Here is a 22157-nt window from a genome sequence, read left to right on the forward strand (position 1 = left end):
GGGCCAGTATCAGGCAGAGCCCGCGCGGTGGCCCGCGCTTTCCCGTTGCACGAGTTCGACCGGGAAGTACTGGCGGTGACCGGGCGGGACGTCACCCGTCAGCAGCAGGCGGGTCGCGGCGGCGGCCATCTCCTCGACCGGTACGCGCATCGTGGTCAGCGGCGGGTTGGCGCACTCCGCGGCGATGCTGTCGTCGAAGCCCACGAGGGCGACATCGTGCGGGACGCTGCGCCCGGAGGCCGTGATGGCCTGTACGACGCCGGCGGCCATCAGGTCGCTCGCCACCACCATGGCGTCGAGGTCGGGGCGGCGTTCGAGGAGCTCGCGGGCGGCGGCGCGTCCGCTCTCGCGCATGAAGTGGCTGTGCGTCTCGATGGGCGCGAGGCCGAGATCCGCCATCGCGTTCAGGTAACCCTCGCGGCGGGCGGTGGCGCAGGTGTTGTCCTTCGGGCCGTGGACGGCGGCGATGCGGCGGCGGCCCAGGGCGTACAGATGCTCGACTGCGGCCCGGGTCCCACCGGCGTTGTCCGCCTCGATCGCCGGGACCACCGGGGACGTCGCGACCAGGGAGACCACCTGCCGGCAGCGGCTGTAGAAGCGGGACGCCAGGTCCGGCGGGAGGCTGGTGAGCACCGCCCCGACGGTGACCCGCTCCGCGATCGCGTCGATCTCCCCGGGCCCGTTGTCACCGTTGACGGCATGGATGCGCATCTGCACGTCCTGGGCCTGCAGCAGCGACATCATCCCGGACAGCACCCGGCTGTAGTAGGGATCCGCTCCCAGCCAGCGGATATCGGGCGGCCCACAGGCGAACGCGACGACGTCCACGGCCCGATGCCGCCCGGACGCCAAGGCCCGCGCGGTCGGATCGGGCAGGAAGCCGAGCTCGGCAACGGCGGCCTCCACCCGGGCCCGCAACTGGTCGGAGGCCCCGGGAGCTCTGTTGATCACGCGCGACACCGTGGCACGGGAAACCCCCGCCACCCGCGCGACGTCCATAATGGTCGGCCTCGATCTGTTCATCACCCTCCACGGTACGGCCGAGAGCGCTCCCAGGTGAACCGATAAAGTTCCGCCGGCCCCAGCGGAATCCTGTTGCGGGCCGGCTTGGCCGCGGTGCAGGGTCGCGGTCATGTCGATCGTGGGTATGGATGCGGGGCCGGGGAGAGCCGGGGGCTGATGCCCCTGGACTACGACTTCGGGAATTCACCGTTCGAGATGTCGATGGCGCAGGTGGACGGGCAGCGGCTGATTCAGGCGACGTCGAATGGCACGGTGGGGCTCGGGCGGTGTTCGGAGCCGACGGCGTTGCTTGCGGCATCGGCTCGCAATGTCAGCGCTACTGCGCGGTGGGTCAGGGCGAACCATGGTGGGGAGCCTTGGACGATTCTGTGCACCGGGCGCACTGAGGAGGATTGGGCCTGTGCCAGGCATCTGAGTGATCTTTTGCAGGGGGTGGAGCCGGAGCGGGAACGGCTGGTCGCGGGAGTCATGGATGGCGTCGCCGAACTTTCCCGCAGCTTCGCTCATCGCCCGGCGGCCGATCGCGTCGACCTCTCCGTGGATCTGCCGTTCTGCTGCGACGTCGACCGCTCCGATTTCGCGATGGTCGGCGAGATCCGCGACGACCACGTCGTACTGACGAAGGTGCCGGCCTGACACCGGAGATCACGCCGAAACTCTCGGAAATGTTTCGGCGTTGACACTGAATGTTTCGGAAGATTACGTTGGCGGGGTCTTCCAGGCGTGAGAAGGGCCCTGCCGATCATGACCTCTGTCCTGCACGTGGCGACCACCGGTTCCGACGATTCCGACGGGTCGGCTCAGCAGCCGTTCCGGACCATCAACAGAGCGGCCGCGACGGCCCGGCCCGGTGACACCGTTGTGGTGCACGGCGGGGAATACCGGGAGTGGGTGACGCCGCGCCGGGGCGGGCTCAGTGACTCCCTGCGGATCACCTACACCGCGGCTGACGGTGAGCATGTGGTGATCAAGGGATCGGAGCGGATCACCGGGTGGGAGTCCGACGGCGGGACGGTCTGGCGGGCCGCCGTGCCGAATGCGCTGTTCGGGGAGTTCAATCCGTTCGCCGAGGAGGTCGCCGGCGACTGGATCGTCTATCCCGAGGGCGCGCCGCGCAAGCATCTCGGCGACGTCTATCTCAACGGGCGCAGCTTCTACGAGGTCGCTGATCGGGCCGCGGTGGACGATCCGCCCGTGCGCAAGGAGGTGCTGGACAACTGGACGGCGCTGCCCGACCAGGTGCGGGATCCGGAGCAGACCACGCTGGTGTGGCACGCGCAGGTCGGCGCGGACGTGACCACGATCTGGGCGAACTTCCAGGGCGCCGATCCGAACACCCAGCTGGCCGAGATCAACGTGCGCCGATCGGTGTTCTACCCGCTCGTCCCGCACCTGGACTACATCACCGTCCGCGGCTTCGAGCTTGCCCAGGCCGCCAGCCCGTGGACGCCGCCGACCGCCGACCAGCCGGGGCTCATCGGCCCGAACTGGGCCAGGGGCTGGATCATCGAGGACAACGTCATCCACGACGCGAAGTGCTCGGCGATCTCGATCGGCAAGGAGGCGTCGACCGGGCACAACTACGCCACCGAGCGCGGCGACAAACCCGGCTACCAGTACCAGCTCGAGTCGGTGTTCAGCGCACGGCAGATCGGCTGGGACCGCGAGCACATCGGGTCGCACGTGATCCGGCGGAACACGATCTACGACTGCGGCCAGAACGGCATCGTGGGCCACCTCGGCTGTGTCTTCTCGACCATCGAGGACAACCACATCTACAACATCGCGATCAAACGCGAGTTCTACGGGTACGAGATCGGCGGCATCAAGCTCCACGCCGCCATCGACGTGGTGATCCGGCACAACCGCATCCACGACTGTTCCCTCGGGACCTGGCTGGACTGGCAGACCCAGGGTTCCCGGATCTCGCGCAACGTCTACTACAACAACAACCGGGACCTGTTCGTCGAGGTCAGCCATGGCCCGTACCTCGTCGACCACAACGTGTTCGGCTCCCGGGCGTCGTTCGAGTCGTTCAGCCAGGGCGGCGCGTTCGTCGGCAACCTGTTCGCGGGCACCCTGCGCCTCGAGCCGGTGATGGATCGCGCCACCCCGTACCACCGGCCGCACAGCACCCAGGTCGCCGGTTACGCGGTGATCCGCGGCGGCGACGACCGCTACATCGGCAACATCTTCGCCGGTGACGATCTTTCCGCCGCGTACGGCACCGGCGGCGACGGTGAAGCCGCCCCGGGGTACGGCCTCGCCGGCTACGACAGCCACCCGGCGTCCTTCGAGGAGTACAAGGCCCGCATCGCCGCGCAGCCGCCCGGTGACCACAAGCGCTTCCACGACGTGCTGCAACCGGTCTACGCCCGCGACAACGTCCACATCGGCGCGGCCCGCCCGTTCACCGGCGAGACCGGGTCGCACCGGCTCGACGCCGCCGCCGTGTCCGTCGTCGAGGAGGACGACGCCGTCTTCCTGCAGACCGAGTTGCCGGCCGGGTTCGACCAGGCACGCGTCGACACGGTCAACGGCCGGGACCTGCCACCCGTACGTTTCGCTGACGCCGCCTTCGAAGAACCCGACGGCAGCCCGGCCGTCATCGACGTGGACCTGACCGGCGCCCACCGCCCGGCCGGCGAACCCGCCGCGGCAGGCCCGGTCGCCGCCCTCACCTCCGGAACCTCACGCATCCGCATCTGGTGACCCCCGGCCGCCCGGCGTGAACCCCGCCGGGCGAGCGGGGGCTCAGGCCGGGAACGTCACCAGCTGCGGGGCGGTCCGCTGGGTGGTGGTGCCATCACCCAGCTGGGCGTTCGCGTTGTTGCCCCAGCACCACAGTCCGCCGTCGGTGCGGATGACGCAGTTGTGGTAACCGGTGGCGGCGTTGCCGGTCCAGGTGGTGGCGGTGCCGACGCGGGTCGGGGCGTACCGGTGGGTGGTTGTGCCGTCGCCGATCTGCCCGGTCGCGTTGTTGCCCCAGCACCACAGCGACCCGTCCGTACGGGTACCGCACGCCGTGTCGAAGCCGGCCCGTACGCCCGTCCACGTGGTGACGGCACCCACCTGGATCGGCGCTGCCTGGTAGGAACCGCTGACGCCGAGCTGTCCGTACCCGTTGTCACCCCAGCACCACAACGTCCCGTCGGTCCGGGTGGCGCAGGTGAAGGTGTATCCCGCCGTCACACCGGCCCACGTGGTCGCGGTGCCGATCTGCGTGGGTGTCGTCTGGTAGCTCGGGGTGCCGGTGCCGAGCTGCCCCGACGAGCTGTCACCCCAGCACCAGAGGGTGCCGTCGGTCCGGGTGGCACACGTGTGGGCGAACCCGGTCGTGACACTCGCCCAGGTGGTCGCCGTGCCCACACGCAGCGGCGTGGTCTGGATGTAGACGACGGCGCCGTCACCCAGCTGGCCCAGCCGGTTGAAACCCCAGCACCACAACGATCCGTCGGTACGCACGCCGCACGTGTGGCTGTCCCCGGCGCTCACCGAGGCCCACGTGGTCGCCACGCCGACCTGCACCGGGACGGTGCGCTTCACGGTGCTGCCGTCGCCCAGCTGGCCCCGGGTGTTGCTGCCCCAGCACCACAGCGTCCCGTCCGCGCGGATCGCGCAGGTGTAACTGGTGCCGGCGTCGATGCCGGTCCAGGTGGCGGTGCCGACGCGCACCGGAGCGGTCCGGTTCACCGCCGTACCGTCACCGATCTGGCCGCTGGCATTGCTGCCCCAGCACCACAGACTCGCGTCGGCACGGATCGCACAGGTATGGGCGTATCCGGCGGCCACCGTGGCGGGCGCCGGAGCGGCCGCTGAAGCCGGCCCGGCGGTGACCCCGAGGCCGATCATCGTCAGAAGGACGGCTAGGACAATTCTCGCCGGACTACCGGTAAGCGACAGTATTTTCACGTGACTCCTCGTCGCAGGAAGTTACGAGAAGGTTACGGGAGCGCTCCCAAACATTCAAGAACGTCGCTTTGCAAAGCTCACGGAAGGGTCTGGGCTCACGAAAGGTCTGGGCTCACGGAAGGGTCTGGGCTCACGGAAGGGTGAGGTCGGGGATGTCGGCCGGGTCGGTGACGATGGCCAGGGCGAGGTCGGCGATGCGGCGGCTGTTGCGGCGGGAGTAGGTACGGATCAAGGTGAACGCCTCGTCCGGGCTCACCCCGTACGCCCGGATGATCACGCCCTTGGCCTGCTCGATGATGACCCGGCTCTCGAGGGCGCGCTGCAGCTGATCGGTGAGGGTCTGCTCGCGGAGCAGCGCGCGCTGCTGCAGGAGCCCGATCGCGGCGACGTCGGCGAGGGCCTGCACGATCGGCACGTCGGAGTCGTCGAAGTCGGCGCCGACCGCGGTGCCGAAGACGTTCAGCGCCCCGATCACCTCCCGGCGTACCCGCAGCGGGAAGGCGTGCACCGACTGGAACCCGGCCGCCACCGCCCGCGGGGCGAACAACGGCCAGCGTCCGCCCGCAGCGGGCAGGTCGGCGTTGACCACAGAATGGCCGGTGCGGAACGCCTCCAGGCACGGGCCTTCCCGGCTCTGCAACTGGAACAGCTCGAGCCACATGGCGTTGTCCTGCGAGGCGGCCATGAACTGCAGTTCGTCGTGCTCGTCCGCGAGCAGCATCCCCACGGCGGCTGCACCGACCAGGTCGGCCGTGCGCGCGGTGAGCATGTGCAGGAAATCCCGGAGGTTGAACTCCGCGGTGAGGGTGTCGGCGGCCTCCACGAATATCTTCGACAGCTGCCCGGTGGACAAAGTGGTCATGACATTCGCCGGCTGAGGGCGGGCCGGAGCACGGTGCTGGCTGACGACATGACGCTCCCGAGGTGACGTGCGGACGAACACGTGACGCCGGGGCCCGGGGCGACTGGCCGCCGAGGCAAAGCATCCTGGGCGGTGATCGGAACTATACGCCCGCCAGGCGCGGCCGGACGAAGGCGTAGCGTGGTCGGCGCCCGCAGACGACGCCACAGTCCGTGTGAACTCGACCCGCTGCGACTCAGCGCACCCGACAGCTCGGGGAAGGCAGCCGCGATGCGGCCATGCCCACGTGCCATCACGAATGCAACCACCGGCAGGCCCTGCCGTGGCTGACCCCGATCCGGCCGACGCCATTCTCGCCACTTTGACCAGCAGCAGCACCGTCGCCCAGGTGGGCGGGGCCTGTCTGCGGGCACTGCCGCGGATCAGCGGAACGGCCGTGGCCATCCTGACCGGTGTCAACACCCGCCGGAGCGTGTTCACCAGCGACGACGTCAGTGCCGCCATAGAGGACGCGCAGTTCGAACATGGCGAGGGTCCCTGTTTCGAGGCGTTCCGCACCGGCGTCCCGGTGTTCGTCGCCGACCTGCGCGACCCGGTGCACGTGGCGTCCTGGCCGGGCTACGTCCCCGCGGCGCTCCTGGCCGGCGCCGTGGCGGTCGCCGCACTGCCGATCACCGCGGGCGGCCGCCGTTTCGCGGTGCTCGACCTCTACCGCAGCATCGCCGGACCGTTCGACGACAACGAGGCCGCCACCGCGGCCCGTTTCGCCGACGCAGCCGGGCACGCACTCCTGCACGCCCCGTCAGCCGGCGGGGCCGACGCGGACTACGCACCCGAACGCCGCGACGTCGTCCACCAGGCGGTGGGGATGGTCATGGTGCAGGTGGGCGGGAACCGGCACGACGCGCTGGCCCGGCTGCGCGCACACGCCTACGCCACCGAAACGCATCTCGCCGACACCGCCGCCGATGTCCTCGGCCACCGCCTGTCGTTCACCCCGTAGGGCACGGTATCCCGATCGGAGCCCCGGCCGGATCCCCCGGTCGGGGTCCACCGAAGCACCAATACTCCGGTAACCGTCCAAATTGGCTACTTCCGGCACGACGACCCGCCTACCATCGTAGGCGGCGTCGTGACCGATCACCGCCACCCGTTGCCCCGGACCCCGGTAGCGACCATCCGCACCGGTGCCACAGGGAAGCTGACATGACCGTTCCTTACCTGCCCCTCCCGGCCGCTGAGAACGAAGCGATCAACGTTCCGCCTCCGTCTGTCACCAGCAGCGGAACGACGGCACTGATCGAAATCGGGGTACGCGGCCGCTGGTCGTACGAGCTGGGCGCCGATGTCTCCGCCGGCATCCGCCAACAGCTGGTCCAACGTCCCAGCGCCATGATCATCGACCTCTGCGAGCTCCTGGACGCCGAAGGCACCAGCCTCGCGCTCTGGCTCGCCACCCGACGGGCCTGCACGGCGATCCGGCCGCCGATCGCCCTGGCCCTGTGCCTGCCGGCCAGGACGATGCTGGACCGCAGGCTGCGGCGCATCGACCCGACCCGCCTGCCGCGTTTCACCACCATGTGCGAGGCACGGGCCGCGATGACAAAACGGCGCAAGAGCGCCGATCTCACCGTACGAAGGTAGCCGCCCCGTCACGCCACCGAGGCCCACACCACCTTGCCGCCGAGCGCCGGCATGGCACCCCACCCGGAGGCGACGTGGTGCACCAGACGCAGCCCACGACCCCGATGTTCGAGGCCGGACGGCGGATCCACCGATGCCCGGTGGCGCGGGAGGGGGAACCAGGAAATGCCGTCCCGCACCGCTACGTGCAGCATGGCACCGGTGCGCGACAGCGTGACGACGAAGTCGGTGCAGGCGTGTTCCACAGCGTTGGCCGCCAGCTCCGACACCACCAGCAGCGCGTCCTGCAGCAGCCCGGGCAGATTCCAGGCAAGGCAGGCCCGGCTGACGAGCTCCCGGGCGGCCCGCACCGAGGCCGGCACGGGCCGCAGGCGTGCCTCGAGGTGGTCGGCGCGCGACGTCTGTGCGGCGATGGCCGCACGCGCCTGCGGCATCCCGGTGTACACCTCCGGTCCCGGCTTCCTGGCAAGTGCGAGCCGCTGGTCGAACCGCATCGCCGCCGGCAGGCACAACGCGAGCTGAGCCGGCGGCTCCTCCTGCCGGAACCGTTGCCAGGCATCCCGCCAGAACGGGACGCTGTCGCCGAGCGGATCCGCCACCTCGTGGAGGTCGACGATGATCGCCCGGGACGGCCCCGCCAGACACAGGTCCAGCCCTTCGGACACCTGGCCGGCCAGCAGTGGCGACCACCGGCCGTACACCGCCAGCTCGACGACCGCGATGCCCGCGTCGCCGGTGACGCCCACGACACTCTTGTCGTTGCCGGCAACGGTGGTGAGCAGATATGGGGGTCGAAGGGACTCGCTCACGGCGAATTACCGGAAAGGTCGGTGTTGCTCACAGCTGCTCCAAGGCACCTAGTCAGAACCGGTGCGCTACCGAGGTCCGGGGCAGCTGACAGGGAAATATGGCACCCCTGATGAATACACCGTATCCCAGGTCCCGGGATCGGCGACCTCGGAACCGCCGGAGTTCAGTCCGGCCGGCGACGAATCCGGCGGGTGAACTTCGCCGGCCGGGGCGCGTTCTCGTCGGCATGAGCTACTCGCGCAGCCCCCCGGTACCAGCGCCGACGACCCGGCTGCTCTGCGCGGGCAGTGCGGCCGGCTACCGGCCGCAGCCGTTACGGGACGGCGACCGGCATGCCGATGACCGGGCCTGTCACATCGTCCACGCCGGGGCGCAGGTCCAGGAATTCACAGGCCAGCCGGAGCAGGTCGGCCCTGCCGGACTCGCTGTTCTCGTCGCCGACGAGCCGGGCCTTGCGCTCCCCGTTCTCGAGGATCGTCAGGCTCTGGGTCCCCGCGCACGGGTCCTGGCGGACGACGATCGCGACGGTGCCGGCCGACAACGGCACGTTCCAGGCGCTCAGGGTCCCCAGATAGCCGTCCTCCTCCACCAGGACGGCGAAGTCCCCGATCGGGAACACCCCCACCGGCAGCCGTCCCTGCTGGTGCAGTGCGCGCCCGCGCAGTTCGGTCCAGTTCCGCCAGTACACACCCGGTAGCCCGATCCGGGTCAGCGCCTCGTCCGGCGACAGCCCCCGGGCAAAGGAGATGCAATAACCGAGACCGAGGTCGAGGCCCGCCCGGCCGACCCAGTCGGGATTGTAGGTATCGGTGCGAAATGACTGCAGCATTGATATTTTCCTTGCCTGTTCGCCATTGTGGAATGCGCGAGGCCGAAGTTAGGCAGGCGTTGTGAAGGGCGACTGGACGATCCAGCGTTCAGTACGCGTCAAGTGCCCGCTGGTCGACTGATCCGGCCGGACACCTACCACTATGGAGCTGCCATGACCGACCTCGACCGTCTGAGCGGCGAGAAATTCGTGCTGCTGACCACGTTCCGGCGTGACGGGCGGCCCGTGCCGACCCCGGTCTGGGTCGTGCCCCGTCCCGGCGGGCTGGCGGTGTGGACCGCCCCCGGCAGCGGCAAGGTCAAACGGGTCCGGAACAACGGCCACGTCACGCTCGCGCCGTGCACGGCGCGGGGCACGGTGACGGGTCCCGAGGTGCCGGCACAGGCCCGGATCGCCGAGCGCGCGGCCGTTCCCGGCGTGCTCCCGGGCCTGCGCCGCAAGTACGGCCTGCTCGGCCGCGTCCTCATCCGGGTGAGCCTGCTGCGCCACGGCATCGCCGGTTCCGCCGTGATCCTGTTGACGCCGACTGAACGGTGAATGCACTTCCTCGTCAGTGCCCGTCCGTACGTTCACGACGTCAGTAACGACGAAGGGATCTACCTTGTCCAAGAAACGGACTCTGCTCGGGTCGGGAATCGCCACCGCCACGGCCGTCGGCGTGATGCTGACGGTGGCGGGCGCACCGGCGCAGGCCACGCCCGCGGGACCGGGTGTCAGCGGCACGATCATCTCGCAGACCACCGTCGGGAAGACGGACTACATCCTGCGGGAGATCACCATTCCGCCGGGCCAGGCCACCGGCTGGCACAGTCACCTCGGCACGCTCTACGGCTGGGTGAAGCAGGGCACGCTGAGCCACTTCGACGACGAGTGCGAGTCGGACGGCGTCTACCCCCGGGGCAGCTTCATCCAGGAGCCGCCCGGCGCGGACAACGTGCACATCGGCATCAACCGCGGCAAGGTCCCGATCGTGCTCGACGTGCTGTACGTCCTGCCGACCGGTTCCGCGCTGTCGGTGGACGCGCCGAACCCGGGATGCGACTTCCAGTAATCCCGCACCGTCACGCCGGCCCGGCCTGCTACAGGCTCGGGCCGGCGTCGTCGCGCAGCGCTTCGAGCACCGCCCGGGCCCGGTGGAACACCCGGCGGGCGCCGGTGGCGTCACCCATCATGATCAGCAGATCCATGAGCTGCCGCAGCGCGTCGAACTCGTTCGGCAGGCTGCCGAGCTCCCTCGACCGCCCGGCGGACAGCTCCAGTTGCCGCACCGCCTGCTGGGTGTGACCGATCCCGGCGAGGTTGTACGCGATCGCGATCCGGATCTCGCCCTCCTCCAGGCCGGTGCGGGACTTCTGCACCACCTCGAGGGCCTGTTCCATCGCGAACGCGGACTCCTCGAGACGCCCGAGCCCGGCGAGCGATCTGCTGTTGCCCATCAGGTTGGCCACCTCGGCCCGGCGGTCACCGAGCGCCCGGTGCAGGCAGAGCGCCTCGTTGCTGTGGGCCAGCGCGCGTTCGTGCCGGCCGAGGGCGCCGTAGATCCGGTGGTAGTTGGTGTGCACCAGAGCCTGCTCGCGCCGCATGCCGAGTTGCTGGTAGGTCTCCAGGGAACCGGCGAGCAGCCCGAGTGCCTCGTCGTGGGCACCGAGGGAGTACCGGGCACCGGAGAGGCTGCGCCGGACATGTGCCTCGCCGACGGTGTCGCCCTGCTCCCGCGCGCCGTGCAGGGCCGTCCGCATGACGTCCTCCCAGTCCTGGTAGTACCCGGCCCAGTTCAGGTACTGCTGCATCGTGATGGCGAGCTGCCACGGGACGATGCCGTACCCGATGTCCACAGCCAGCCGGACCGACTCCTTGAGAGCCTCGCGCTCGTTCGCGAACCAGTCGATGGCCTCGGCGTACGTCGCGGGACGCGTCGGTTCGACACCGGGACGCGGCGGTGGCACGGCCCGCACCCGGCCCGGCTCGAGCACCGTCTGCGCGTTGGAGCTGCTCTGCAGGTAGAAGTCCAGGAGCCGACTGACGGCCTCGCGGCGCTGCTCCGGTGACTCGGTGGCCTGGAAGAGCTCCTCCGCATAGGCCTTGATGAGTACGTGTGACGCGTACCGTCCATTGCCCTGCTCGGCCACCAGGGCCGCCTCCGTGAGCTCCTTCAACTGTGCCCGCGTCGCCTCCCGGTCCTGACCGGCGAGGCTCACACAGGCGTCAGCGGTCACCCCCGGGCTCGGCGCGACCGACAGCAGCCGGAACAGCCGAGCCGTTCCCGGGCTCAGATGACGGTACGACCACGAGAACGCCGTACGCGGATCGTTGAGCCCGTGACCCCCCGAGAACGCCTCGAGCAGATTCGCGCCGTCACGCAGCTCCGCGGCGACCGTGTCCAGCGACAGCCGCGGCCGGGCTGCGAGCCGGGCAGCCAGGATCGCCATGGCCAGCGGCAGCCGCCCGCACAGCTCGATGATCTCGTCGAGCAGCGCCGCGTCGGCACCGCTGTCGAACGCCCGGCCCTTCAGCACCGCGAGCCGCCGCTCGATCAGCTCCCGGGCCTGTGGCAGGTCCGGCAGGCCGGCGCTGACCAGCCGGGCGCCGTCGAACACCGCGAGACCGAGCTGCGGATGCCGGCTGGTGACCAGGACGAGACAGTCCGGGGAGTTGGGCAGCAGCGGCCGCACGTGTGAGGGGTCGCGCACGTTGTCCAGCAGGACGAGGATCCGCTTCGCCACGGTCAGGCTGCGGTACACGCCGATCAGCGCGTCGAACGTGTCCGGGACGTCCGAGCCGCGGACGCCGAGGGCGTACAGCAACGATCGCAGGGCATCGGCGACCGGGACGCTCGCCTCCTCACCCAGATGCCCCCGCAGGTCGAGGTAGAGCTGCCCGTCGGTGAACTGATCGGCGACCAGATGGGCGAAGTGCACGGCGACCGTCGACTTGCCCACCCCGCCCATCCCGTCGATGGCCACCACCAGCGGGCCGGATCGCCGTTCGTCGCGCCGGGCCGCGACCAGATCGCCGAGCAGGGCGAGCTCGGCGGTCCGCCCGACGAACAACGACAGGTCGGGCGGGAGCTGCGCCGGACGCACCAGCGGAGCCGGAACTGCCTCGGTAGCCGAATCCAGCGGCAGCTCCGGAGCCGGCCGTGGTCCCGCTGCCGTCAGCGCCACGGGGGTCAGGGCTACCGGGGTCAGGGCTACCGGGGTCAGGGCTACCGGGGTCAGGGCCCGCCGCTGCGCCTCCTGGAGATCGCTGCCGGGGTCGATGCCCAGCTCCTCCGCCAGCCGTTCCCGGATCCTGCGGTACGTCGCCAGCGCCTCGGCCTGGTGCCCGGCGGCGGACAGCGCCGTCACCAGGCTGGCGTGCACCGGTTCGCTGAGCCGGCCGAGGTCGGCGGCGAGCTTCAGCGGGGCGAGGATCTGCGCCGGGCGGCCCACCCGCAGGGCGATCTCGGCGGCGGCGACGGCCGCGTCGAAGAACTCGCTGTCGATCCGCGCGAACGTGGCGACCGCGGGCGAGCTGTCGGCCAGGCCGTCGGCCGTGGAGCCATGACAGCACCGGAGCGCCTCGACGTACTGTCCCAGTGCTTCCTCCGGCCGGTCCTGGCCCAGATGCGACTTCGCCCTGGCGACCGCGTGCCGGAACGCGACCAGGTCCAGGGTCTCGGGCCCGGCGGTGAACCGGTAACCGTTGCCGTGCCGCAGCAGGTACGACCCGGCGGACCGCAGTGCCAGGTCGGGTTCGAGCAGCCGGCGCAACATGCCGATGTACTTGTGGATGACGTTCACCGCGCTGGTGGGTGATTCCGGCCCCCAGACCAGGTCGATGAGATCGCCCATGGTGATCGGGAGCCCCTCGCGGGTCAGCAGCAGCGCCAGCAGGCAGCGTTGCTGACGAGGGCCCGCATCCAGCTCGGCGTCGCCACGCCAGATCCGCAACGGCCCCATGACCTGTAGGCGCAGGCGGTCCGACCCCCCGGACCGAGCGCCTGGCGTTGTCGCGCTGACTGCCAATCCCGCCCCCATAATTGCTCGCCGGTGAATTGCCCGGCTGTTTCCACCTCTTGAGGCAGGATCCTGCGAATTCTGGGCAACCCTAGTGCGCGACTGTGGAGGCGAACTTGACAAAAACTGGAGCACAATGATCGCTATCGGCGCGCAATCCTGGCGGGCGGGAAAAGCAAGCCCGGCTCGTCGAGCCGGGCTTGCCCTGGGTGCGCCGGGGCGGTCTCAGTAGTCGGCCCCGGGTGCGCCGGGTGGTCTCAGTCGTGGGTCACCGGGTCGAAGCCGAACGCCTCGACGGGGCGCAGGGCCGCGCCGAGCGCGTACTCCTGGTCGAACCGGTCCTGGCCGAGGAACTCCACGGCGGCCTTGTGCGCGGCCGACACCTCGAGGGCGTCGTCCGGGTCGGGCACCTGGCCGATCGCCGCGTAGGCACTGTCGGTCAGCCCGACCATCCGCGCGGCGAGCGCATGGTCACCCTCGGCCGACGCGAGGGCCGCGGCGGCGACGCACAGGTACGGGACGAACGAGTCGTAGCCCTCCATGAAGACCCGCTCCCGGCCGGCGAGGAACAGGTCGCGCGCGTGCCCGAGATTGCCGAGGTGGAGCTCGGTGAAGGCCAGGTTGTGCAGCTCGGCGTTGACCAGCTCCGGCTGCCCGAGCTGCTTGTTGAGCTCGATGCTGGCGAGGTAGAGGTCCCGGGCACGCAGGTGGTCACCGGACACCCGCGCCACGGCGGCGAGCACGTGCCGCGGGCGCTCCTCCAGCCGCCGGTCCCCCGCCCGCACGGCGACTTCCAGCGCCTCGGTGGCCAACTCCCCCGCCCGAGGGAGATCACCGCCGCGGATAGCGACCCGCGCCTGGGCGTAGAGCCCCTCCACCTCACCGGCAGGCTCCCCCGCCGCCCTGGCCCGGTCGACCTCCGCCCGCGCCATCGTCACGACGGCGTCGCTGTCGCCGCGCCGGAAGGTGGCACGGACCTCGTCCTCGAAGCTCACCGTGGCGGGTCGCAGCAGGGACAGCACTGCCTCGTCGAAGGCCTGCGGCTCCTCGATCTGACCGAAGTGCCCGCTGCCGCCCAGGATCACGAGCCGCGAGCCCGGGATGCACTCGTGCAGCATCCTCGCCCAGACCGGCCCGCAGATGAAGTCGTAGCGCCCGGTGATCACCACCGTGGGGACGCTGATCGACGCCAGCTCCGCCCGATAGTCGACGTGGGTCGACTCGAACGACACCGCGTAGCCGCGTACGCCCGCCTGCAGGTCCTTGAACTCGGCCTTCCTCGCCCAGAAGTCGGCGAAGTAGACGGGCAGGCAGGCCCGTAGAGCCGCGGTCTTCGCCTCGTCAGTCGGCGCGCCGAACCGGCCGAGCGCCGCCACCGCCTCGGCCGCCTCGGGCACATCGGCGTGACGCCGCAGGAATTCCTCGGTCGTCCCCGCGGTGGCCGCCCAGAATTCCGGGAGCGTCATCGCCGGAGAGCTGTAGAACGCGATACCCGCGACCCGGTCCGGATGGTCCAGGGCGTACCGCTGTGCCACCAGGCCGCCGTGCGAATGGCCCAGCAGGTACACCTTCGGCGTGCCGAGATGGTCGACCAGGGCGGTCAGGAAGTCGGCGTACGTTCCCACATAGGTCGCGCCCTGCGGCAGCCGGCCGGAGTCACCGGTGCCGACGGGTTCCGGGTACACCATGGTGAAGTGTCTCTCCAGAGCCGGCGAGCGCAGGTAGGAATAGTCGACCCCGGGCCCGCCGGAATGGGTGACGAGCACCGGTCCGGCACCGGCGACGTGGTAGACCTGCCGGATGCCCGCCACCGTGAAGCTGTGGGTGCCGGGGCTGAGATTGCTGATCAATGCCACTCCTGCTGCAGGCGCGCTCATGCGTTCGCGGTGAACATGGTCCAGGTCTCCACGACGCGGAAACCCATCGATTCGTACAGGCTCATGCCGTCCGCCGAGGGCTGCAGGTAGGCGGCGCCGAGGCCCGCGGCGAAGCCGTCCGCGAGCACCCGGGCGGTCAGCGCCCGGCCGAGACCGTGGCCGCGCCGGCGCGGATCCACGGCGATGTTGAAGACGCCGATCATCTCGTCGCCGCCCACCCCCAGCCCGGTGCCGACGGGCCCCTGCGGGCCGTCGGCCAGATATCCGGCGAATCCCGGTGCGTCGAGCACGCTCCCGCCCATCAGCGCGCCGAACGTTCCCTCGGGAACATCGAAACCCGCGGTCAGGGCGTCGGTGTAGGCGCCGCTCCAGGACGAATCGACCCGCCGGACCAGTACGCCCTGACGCTCGTCGAACCGCAGCACCGCGTCGCTCGCCGCGCACACCATCAGCGGCACCTCGCTGCAGGCGGCGAGCCCGTGCCGGCCCGCCAGCACGGCGACCTCGTCACCCGCGTCCTCCCGAACCAGGATCGACCAGGGCAGGCCGCACGCGGCGACCGCGGAGGCCAGCTCGTCGAGCGCCGCCAGATCCGGTTTCACCGCGCTGCTCGTGACCGCGTTCAACGACGCGACCGCCGAGCCGCCGACCAGTCCCACCACGTTGCCGTATTCCGCGTGCCAGCCCGCGGGCGTCACGCGGACCAGCCGGGCGACGGCGTCGACCAACGCCTCCGCCGCCCGGTCCGCGGTCCGCACGTCACCGCGTTCCCGCCATTTCGTCGACATTTCCGGCCACTCCCGTGAAGTTGTCTGCCAAAGCCTTGCAAATCGTATTCAATGGCGCTGAACAGAAACTTGACGAATGCTGCCGACCGTGGTTGCCGCGGGCCGGTAATGCCCGGTCCGGATCAGCCCGGACACACGGCCGGCGAATTCCCGGATGAGATGGGCGAACCGTTCCGCCTCCTCGACGTGCGGGAAATGCCCGCTGTCCTCGAACGCGCGCAGGGTCGCACCCGCGACGGCCGACCGGAACAATTCCGCGGAGCCCGGGCCGAACGCGAAGTCGTGCACCCCCGCCAGCACCAGGGTCGGTGCGCCGATCGAGGACAGCGCGGCCCGGACGTCGAAGTCGGTGACCGGGCGCGGCCAGCACCGCAGCGCGTCCCGCAGCGCCGTGAACTCGGCCTGCCGATGCCGGTAGTCGGCGAAATAGGCCGGGAAGATGTCCCGCAGCCGGCGCGTCTCGTCGTCCACACCGTCACCCGGCGGCCGGTCGTAGGCGTCCACGATCACAGCCGCGGCATGCTCGTCGCCACACCTGACGGCGCTCACGCGTAACCCTTCCCGGGCCAGCGCCCGGGTGTGCTCGTCCGCCAGCGGCGCGGTCGCGTAGAGGATCAGGCCCGCCACGTGGTCCGGCATCCGCAGCGCCAGGCCCTGCGCCACGAAGCCACCGTGGGCGTGGCCCATGACGAACACCGGATCGACGGCGAACTCCCGGACGACGGCGGCCAGATGGTCCACATAGGTGTTCAGGTCATAACGCGCGCCGTCCGGAAGACCGCTCGATCCCCCGGTGCCCGCCGGCTCCAGATAGACCATTGTCAGATCCCGCTCGATCAGCGGCATGCGCAGATATTCCCAATGCAGTCCGGGACCGCCGGGATGCACCACACAGAGCGGACCCCGGCCCCGGACATGGCACATCAGGGAGACGTCGCCGACCCTGACCTCGTGCGTGCTTTGCGATCTCGTCAACATGGCAGGCTCCTCAGACACCCACGATCCCTATGCGCCCCGGTGGCCGAGCATGCCGTACCCCAGTTGATTCTCTCTTGAGAAACAGCACTCAGCGCAGGCTGCGTTTCAGCGGCTTACCCGTCGCGGTCATCGGGAGTTCGCCGACAAACGCGATCTGCCGCGGATATTTGTAGGCCGCCATCTGAGATCTCGCCCAGGCGATCAGATCCGGCTCGGTGATGACGGCTCCGGGGCGGCGGATGACGAACGCCTTGACCTCCTCGCCGAGGCCCGGATGCGGGACACCGATCACCGCGGCCAGCGAGACCGCGTCATGGGTCATCAGGACCTCTTCGATCTCTCGCGGATACACGTTGAACCCGCCGCGGACGATCAGGTCCTTGACGCGGTCGACGACGTAGTACCAGCCGTCGTCGTCCCGGCGTCCCAGGTCCCCGGTCCGGAACCAGCCGTCCCGCATGACCTCGGCGGTCGCCTCCGGCCGGCGGTGATATCCCCGCATGACGTTGTGCCCGCGGACCGCGATCTCGCCGATCGCGCCGGCGCCGTGCACGGTCTGCCACGAGTCGTCGATCAGCTTCATCTCCACACCCCAGAGCGGCAGGCCGATCGACCCGGGCCGGGACGTGGCGCCCAGCCGGGTGAACGACACCCCGGGCGAGGTCTCGGACAGCCCGTACGCCTCGATCACCGCGACCCCGAACCGGTCCTCGAACGCCTGCGCGATCGTCGGTGGCAGGCTGGAGCCGGCCGCCATGGCCCGCCGCAGGTTCCGGCCGATCCGGTCCGTGTCGGTTTCCTCGGTCAGCGCGTTGAGCAGGGCCCAGTACATCGTCGGCACCCCGGCGAAGAACGTGATGTCGTACGTCTCCAGCATCCGCAGCACCGTCGCCGCGTCGAAGCGTGGCAGCAGCACCAGGGTCGCCGCCGTCGCGAACCCGGCGTTCAGGTTCACCGTCGCACCGAACGAGTGGAAGAGCGGCAGGACGACGAGGTGGGTGTCGGTGCGCGGGGTGCTGCCCAGTCCCCGGATGGCCGCGAACGCGTTGAACAGCAGGTTCGCGTGGGACAGCTCCGCACCCTTGGCCTGCCCGGTCGTCCCGCTGGTGTAGAGGATCACCGCGGGATCGTCGGCGCCGACCTGGACGGTGTCGAAGGTGGACTCCTGGCCCGCCATCGCGGCGGCGAGCGTCTCGGCGCCCTCGGCCACCTCGGCCTCGTCCGCCGTGATCAGGAAGAAGTCCTTGCACTCCCCCGCCTGATCGAAGGCCGCCTGCCCTTCCGCACCCGTCGGCAACGCGGAGCTGCCCTCGAAACAGAGGTACGCCACCGCGCCCGAGTCGTTCAGGTGATACGCGATCTCGCGCGATTTGAGCAGCACGTTCAGCGGCACCACCACGGCGCCGGCCTTGAGGATGCCGAAATACACCACCGGGAACGCCGGCAGCGTCGGGCAGGACACCGCAACCCTGTCACCCGGGCGCACGCCCCGGGCGACCAGCAGGTTCGCCACCTTGCAGGCGGCCTGCTCGACCTGTGCGTAGGTCAGCCGGGAATCGCCCAGAACCAGCGCCGCACGATCGGGGTCGCTGCGTGCGCTGTCCTCGAGAAGAACGGAAAGATTGAGCATGTGTACGCCCTCAGATCATGCCGGAGCGAACCGCATGAGCGACCAGGTGCGACCTGTTACGCAGCTGGTAGCGGTTACGCAGATCGGAGACGATGTTCTCCACCGTCCGGGTCGAAACCTTGAGCTGGGCCGCCATCTCCCCGCTGTCGAGCCCGTCCGCGAGCAACCGCAGCACGTCGAGCTGACGCAGGGAGAGCCCGAACCTGTCGAGGCTCCTCGAGGCGACCACGTCACGCTGCACCCGCTGGAGTTGCTTGAGCAGCTCCCCCATGAGGTTCGGGGGCATGACCCCGCCACCGTTCGCCGCCGCGCGGATGCTGTGCACCAGACGCTGCTCGGTCACCGCGGTGCGGGGCAGGACCGCAACGACCCCGCACTGGACCGCGGTCAGCAGCTCGGTCTCGGCTATCCGGCTGACGACGAGCACCACCGGCACCCCGAACTCGGCTACATGACGACGCAGCAGGGCCGTCGCCTCGGCCGTGAGCCGGTGACACGCGAACATCAGGACCGCCGCACCGGATTGGTCCGCGCTGAGCAGTTCCACCTCGTGCGTGTTACGCAACAGGCCGGCGAGCCCCACCGCGCTGAGCGAATCCTCCGCGCGCAAAGCCACTCGAACCCGTCCCATGGCAAACCTCCGGTGCTGAAGATGTTCCCAGTCAACCCGGGACCACTGGAGACCCAGTGAACGGCCGATTCAGAATTGGTGCAGAGCCGCGCCCGTACCATTTCCTGGCAGGTCCTGACGAGCCGCGAGTTTCGCGCCCAGATCGAAGACCGAGTCCCGCATGTTCTGGGTTCCGCCGTTCTGCATGTCGGCCATGAGGTCGCCGGCCCTGCGCCAGGCACGGCGCGCCCCGTCGAGATCATCGACGGACAGCAGCACCTCGGCGAGCATGATCGAGACCTGGAACTTGTCCACCCTGTTCTTGGTCTCGACAGCGGCGCGCAGCCCCAGTTCGAGTTGCTCCACCGCCTCGTGGAGCTGACCCATCTGCACGAGATTCTGGGCGGTGTACATGCGGATCTCGGGCTCGTCGGTGCGGCGACCGGACTTCTGGTTCAGCGCGAGCGCCTTCCCGAGCATCTCCCGGGCCTCGTCGAACGCGCCGAGCTGGACCAGGGAGCGCCCGCGGGCCTCCAGGGCCCAGACCTCGGCCTGCTCGTTGCCGGCGGCACGGTACAACGCGAGTGCCTTCTCGTTCTCCTGCAGGGCGAGCTCGTGCCGGCCGAGCTCGCTGTAGATCCGATGAAAGTTCGTGTGGACGATCCCCTGTTCCGGGAGCATGTCGTGCGCGGCGAAGATCCGCTGCGCGTCGGACAACAGCTCCAGGGCCTCCTCGTTGGCCCCGAGGGAGTGCCGGGCACCGGCCAGGCTGCGCAGGGCATGGGCCTCGCCGACGGGGTCGCCGCTGTCGAGCGCCGCCCGCAGGGAGATCCGCATGACGTCCTGCCAGTCGTGGAACCGCCCGCTCCACTGCAGCGACGGCTGCATGGTCAGGGCAAGCTGCCAGGGCACCACACCCGAGCCCGGCTCGGCCGCGTGCCGCACCACGTCGAGCAGGACCTCCTGGTGATCCTCGAACCACTGCAGTGCCGCGTCGAAGTCAGCGGGCCGTTCCGCGACGACACCCGTCAACGGCGGCGGCGGCGCGATCGGCGACCTTCGCGGTGCGAGCATGACGACGGCGTGATAACTGGAGTGCAGATAGTGCTGCAGCAGCCGGGATCGGGCAGCCTGCTGCGCCTGTGGCGACTCCTCGGTGCGGAACAGTTCCTCCGCGTACGCCTTGACGAGAACGTGCGAGGAGAAGCGTCCATGGTCGTCCTCGTCCAGCAGCGCCGCTTCGGTGAGCTCCTCGAGCAGGGTGCCCACGATCTGCGGCCGTTCCCCGAAGAGGCTGGCACAGGCGTGCGCCGAGATACCCGGCGGCACCAGCGCGGCGGAGAACAACCGGAAGAGCCGGGCGGCATCCGCGCTGAGCTGGCGGTACGACCAGGCGAAGGCCGCCCGGGGATCGCTGACCCCGCTGCCACCCGGGAACGCCGCGAGTTTCTGGGCACCGTCGCGCAGTTCGGCGGCGACGGCGCCCAGCGACAGCCGCGGCCGGGCGCTGAGCCGGCCGGCCAGGATCGCGAGGGCGAGCGGCAGCCGGCCACAGAGCTCGATGATCTCCTCCAGCACCTCGGCCGACGAGGCGATCTCGGCCGCGGATCGGTGGGGCGACCGCTCGAGACGCCGTCTGAGCAGGGCTCGTGCGCAGGGCATGTCCGGAAGGTCGACGTGCACCAGATGCGCGCCGTCGAGCGCCGCGAGCCCCACCAGCGGCCTGCGGCTCGTCACGAGGACCAGGCTCTCCGCCGAGTTGGGCAGCAGGGGGCGCACCTGCGCCACGTCGCGCACGTTGTCCAGCAGGATCAGGATGCGCTTGCCCGCGGTGAGGCTGCGATAGGTCGCGGTGCGGGCGTCGACCGAGTCGGGAATGCTGGACGCCTGCGCCCCGAGGGAGGACAGCAGGGAGCGCAGTGCGTCCCCGGCCGGCACGCTGTCGTCCTCGTGGCCGCGCAGATCCAGATAGAGCTGACCGTCGGTGAGGCGATCGACGACCGTGTGCGCGAAATGCGCGGCCAGCGTGGACTTGCCCACCCCGCCCATGCCGTCCAGAGCGACGATCAGCGGATATGTACGGTTCCCCGCACACAGCGCGTCGAACATCTTGTTGAGTGCGGCGAGCTCGTCATCGCGGCCGACGAACGTCGGCAGGTCGGGCGGCAGCTGCGCCGGGGGCACCACCGGAGCGTGCGCCCGGGGCGCGGCGGGCTCCCGGTCCGCCTGGTGCCCGCCCGGCGGGGAGAGCTCCGGCATCACGGTCTGACGCAACACCCGCCGATGCGCGGCCTGCAGGGTGTGGCCCGGGTCGATGCCCAGTTCGTCGGCGAGGCGCTCACGGACGGCCTGGAACACCGCCAGCGCCTCGGCCTGCTGCCCGGCAGCCGCGAGGGTGGCCACCAGGCTCGCCTGCACCGGTTCGTGCAGCGGCGCCATCGATGCCGCCAGCCGCAGGGCCGGCAGCACCCGGGCAGGCTGCCGCTGCGCCACCGCGAGGTCCGCCGCGGCAGCGCAGACGTCCAGGAACTCGCCGTCCAGCGCGGCGAAGATGGAGGTGGCAGCCGTGCCGTAGACCGAGGCTCCGCCCGCGGGTCCGTGCCACAGCCGCAATGCCTCGACGTAGTTGTCCAGCGCGTCGTCCGGGCGTTCCGCGGCCAGCTCCGCGCGGGCCGCCGTGACGAACTGCCGGAACGTGACCAGGTCGAGCATCCCGGGACCGGCTGCGAACAGGTAGCCGTTGCCGTGACGCAGCAGATGCGACCCGGTCGACCGCGCCGTCAGGTCGGGCTCCATCAACCGGCGCAGCGCCCCGACGTACTTGTGGATGACGTTGAGGGCGCTCGCCGGCGGGTTCTCGCCCCAGACGAGCTCGACCAGGTCGCCGATGCCGGTCGGCCGGCCCTCACGGGCCAGGAAGAGGGCGAGCAGGCAACATTGCTGCCGGGGACCGAGGTCCAGCTCGACCCCGTCGCGCCAGAGCCGCAGCGGACCCAATATCTGAATTCTCAAGGCGCCGGCTGCGGCGGGGAGGGCCCGGTCACGGGTGGGCAGAGCACTGACCACTGCGGACAAATCTATTTCCCCCAATTCGACGCCGCCGCTATGTCATAAAGGCTTTCCAGCCGCTAACATAATCGACGAGTTGGTGCCGCAAGCAATTAATCGAGCCACACTCCTCGAGCCTTCGACTCGA

General features: G+C 70.1%; 18 protein-coding genes. 6 read left to right on the forward strand and 12 right to left on the reverse strand.

The features are described from left to right. Nucleotides 1-9: 9 nt before the first annotated feature. Entirely contained in the window at nt 10-1134 is a 1125-nt protein-coding gene (locus Aco04nite_RS04430; RefSeq protein ID WP_308161611.1) for a LacI family DNA-binding transcriptional regulator, read from the reverse strand. On the opposite strand from Aco04nite_RS04430, the gene Aco04nite_RS04435 reads away from it, so the two are divergent. Next, nucleotides 1117-1659 (forward strand): 2-phosphosulfolactate phosphatase, encoded by a 543-nt coding sequence (locus Aco04nite_RS04435; RefSeq protein ID WP_280519308.1) that lies wholly within the window; start codon nt 1117-1119, stop codon nt 1657-1659. The genes Aco04nite_RS04430 and Aco04nite_RS04435 overlap by 18 nt on opposite strands. Before the next feature lie 108 nt (nt 1660-1767). Next, nucleotides 1768-3735: a right-handed parallel beta-helix repeat-containing protein gene (locus Aco04nite_RS04440; protein ID WP_212995870.1), complete on the forward strand. Its 1968-nt coding sequence runs from the start codon at nt 1768-1770 to the stop codon at nt 3733-3735. A 42-nt stretch (nt 3736-3777) separates the two neighbouring features. Here the strand turns inward: Aco04nite_RS04440 and Aco04nite_RS04445 are convergent, their stop codons facing one another. Together Aco04nite_RS04445 and Aco04nite_RS04450 are read right to left on the reverse strand one after the other, a co-directional pair. Continuing rightward, nucleotides 3778-4875 (reverse strand): RCC1 domain-containing protein, encoded by a 1098-nt coding sequence (locus Aco04nite_RS04445; protein WP_212995871.1) that lies wholly within the window; start codon nt 4873-4875, stop codon nt 3778-3780. Between the two features lie 190 nt (nt 4876-5065). Then, a complete protein-coding gene (locus Aco04nite_RS04450) occupies nt 5066-5797 on the reverse strand; it encodes a GAF and ANTAR domain-containing protein (protein WP_212995872.1) in 732 nt (243 codons plus the stop codon). A 322-nt stretch (nt 5798-6119) separates the two neighbouring features. On the opposite strand from Aco04nite_RS04450, the gene Aco04nite_RS04455 reads away from it, so the two are divergent. Beyond that, nucleotides 6120-6800, forward strand: a complete 681-nt coding sequence (locus Aco04nite_RS04455; protein WP_212995873.1) for a GAF and ANTAR domain-containing protein — start codon at nt 6120-6122, stop codon at nt 6798-6800. Nucleotides 6801-7003: 203 nt separating this feature from the next. Continuing rightward, nucleotides 7004-7441 (forward strand): hypothetical protein, encoded by a 438-nt coding sequence (locus tag Aco04nite_RS04460; protein WP_212995874.1) that lies wholly within the window; start codon nt 7004-7006, stop codon nt 7439-7441. Nucleotides 7442-7449: 8 nt separating this feature from the next. Here Aco04nite_RS04460 and Aco04nite_RS04465 read toward each other — a convergent pair whose 3' ends face one another. After that, entirely contained in the window at nt 7450-8250 is an 801-nt protein-coding gene (locus Aco04nite_RS04465; RefSeq protein ID WP_212995875.1) for an ATP-binding protein, read from the reverse strand. Nucleotides 8251-8564: 314 nt separating this feature from the next. Continuing rightward, a complete protein-coding gene (locus Aco04nite_RS04470; protein WP_212995876.1) occupies nt 8565-9080 on the reverse strand; it encodes a DUF6461 domain-containing protein in 516 nt (171 codons plus the stop codon). A 153-nt stretch (nt 9081-9233) separates the two neighbouring features. Between Aco04nite_RS04470 and Aco04nite_RS04475 the strand changes: the two genes are divergently transcribed. Both Aco04nite_RS04475 and Aco04nite_RS04480 read left to right on the forward strand, forming a co-directional pair. Beyond that, nucleotides 9234-9617, forward strand: coding sequence for a PPOX class F420-dependent oxidoreductase (locus tag Aco04nite_RS04475; protein ID WP_212995877.1), 384 nt, complete (start codon nt 9234-9236; stop codon nt 9615-9617). Between the two features lie 64 nt (nt 9618-9681). Further along, entirely contained in the window at nt 9682-10131 is a 450-nt protein-coding gene (locus Aco04nite_RS04480) for a cupin domain-containing protein (protein WP_244875747.1), read from the forward strand. A gap of 28 nt (nt 10132-10159) precedes the next feature. On the opposite strand, the gene Aco04nite_RS04485 is transcribed toward Aco04nite_RS04480, so the two are convergent. From Aco04nite_RS04485 to Aco04nite_RS04520, 7 genes are all read right to left on the reverse strand, one after another. Continuing rightward, entirely contained in the window at nt 10160-13012 is a 2853-nt protein-coding gene (locus Aco04nite_RS04485; RefSeq protein WP_244875748.1) for an AfsR/SARP family transcriptional regulator, read from the reverse strand. Nucleotides 13013-13335: 323 nt separating this feature from the next. Beyond that, entirely contained in the window at nt 13336-14928 is a 1593-nt protein-coding gene (locus Aco04nite_RS48625; RefSeq protein ID WP_244875749.1) for an alpha/beta fold hydrolase, read from the reverse strand. Between the two features lie 23 nt (nt 14929-14951). After that, nucleotides 14952-15743 (reverse strand): GNAT family N-acetyltransferase, encoded by a 792-nt coding sequence (locus Aco04nite_RS04500; protein ID WP_212995879.1) that lies wholly within the window; start codon nt 15741-15743, stop codon nt 14952-14954. Between the two features lie 48 nt (nt 15744-15791). Further along, nucleotides 15792-16721 carry an alpha/beta fold hydrolase gene (locus tag Aco04nite_RS04505; protein ID WP_212995880.1) on the reverse strand — a complete coding sequence of 310 codons (930 nt, stop codon included), beginning with the start codon at nt 16719-16721 and terminating at the stop codon, nt 15792-15794. A gap of 88 nt (nt 16722-16809) precedes the next feature. Next, on the reverse strand, nt 16810-18351 hold the full coding sequence (locus Aco04nite_RS04510; RefSeq protein ID WP_212995881.1) for a long-chain-fatty-acid--CoA ligase: 1542 nt from the start codon (nt 18349-18351) through the stop codon (nt 16810-16812). Nucleotides 18352-18361: 10 nt separating this feature from the next. Next, complete coding sequence (locus Aco04nite_RS04515) at nt 18362-18982, reverse strand: helix-turn-helix transcriptional regulator (RefSeq protein ID WP_212995882.1); 621 nt, start codon at nt 18980-18982, stop codon at nt 18362-18364. A 69-nt stretch (nt 18983-19051) separates the two neighbouring features. Next, complete coding sequence (locus Aco04nite_RS04520) at nt 19052-22027, reverse strand: AfsR/SARP family transcriptional regulator (RefSeq protein WP_212995883.1); 2976 nt, start codon at nt 22025-22027, stop codon at nt 19052-19054. Between the last annotated feature and the right edge of the window lie 130 nt (nt 22028-22157).

This window comes from Winogradskya consettensis, from assembly GCF_018332715.1.
GTDB classification, from domain to species: domain Bacteria; phylum Actinomycetota; class Actinomycetes; order Mycobacteriales; family Micromonosporaceae; genus Actinoplanes; species Actinoplanes consettensis.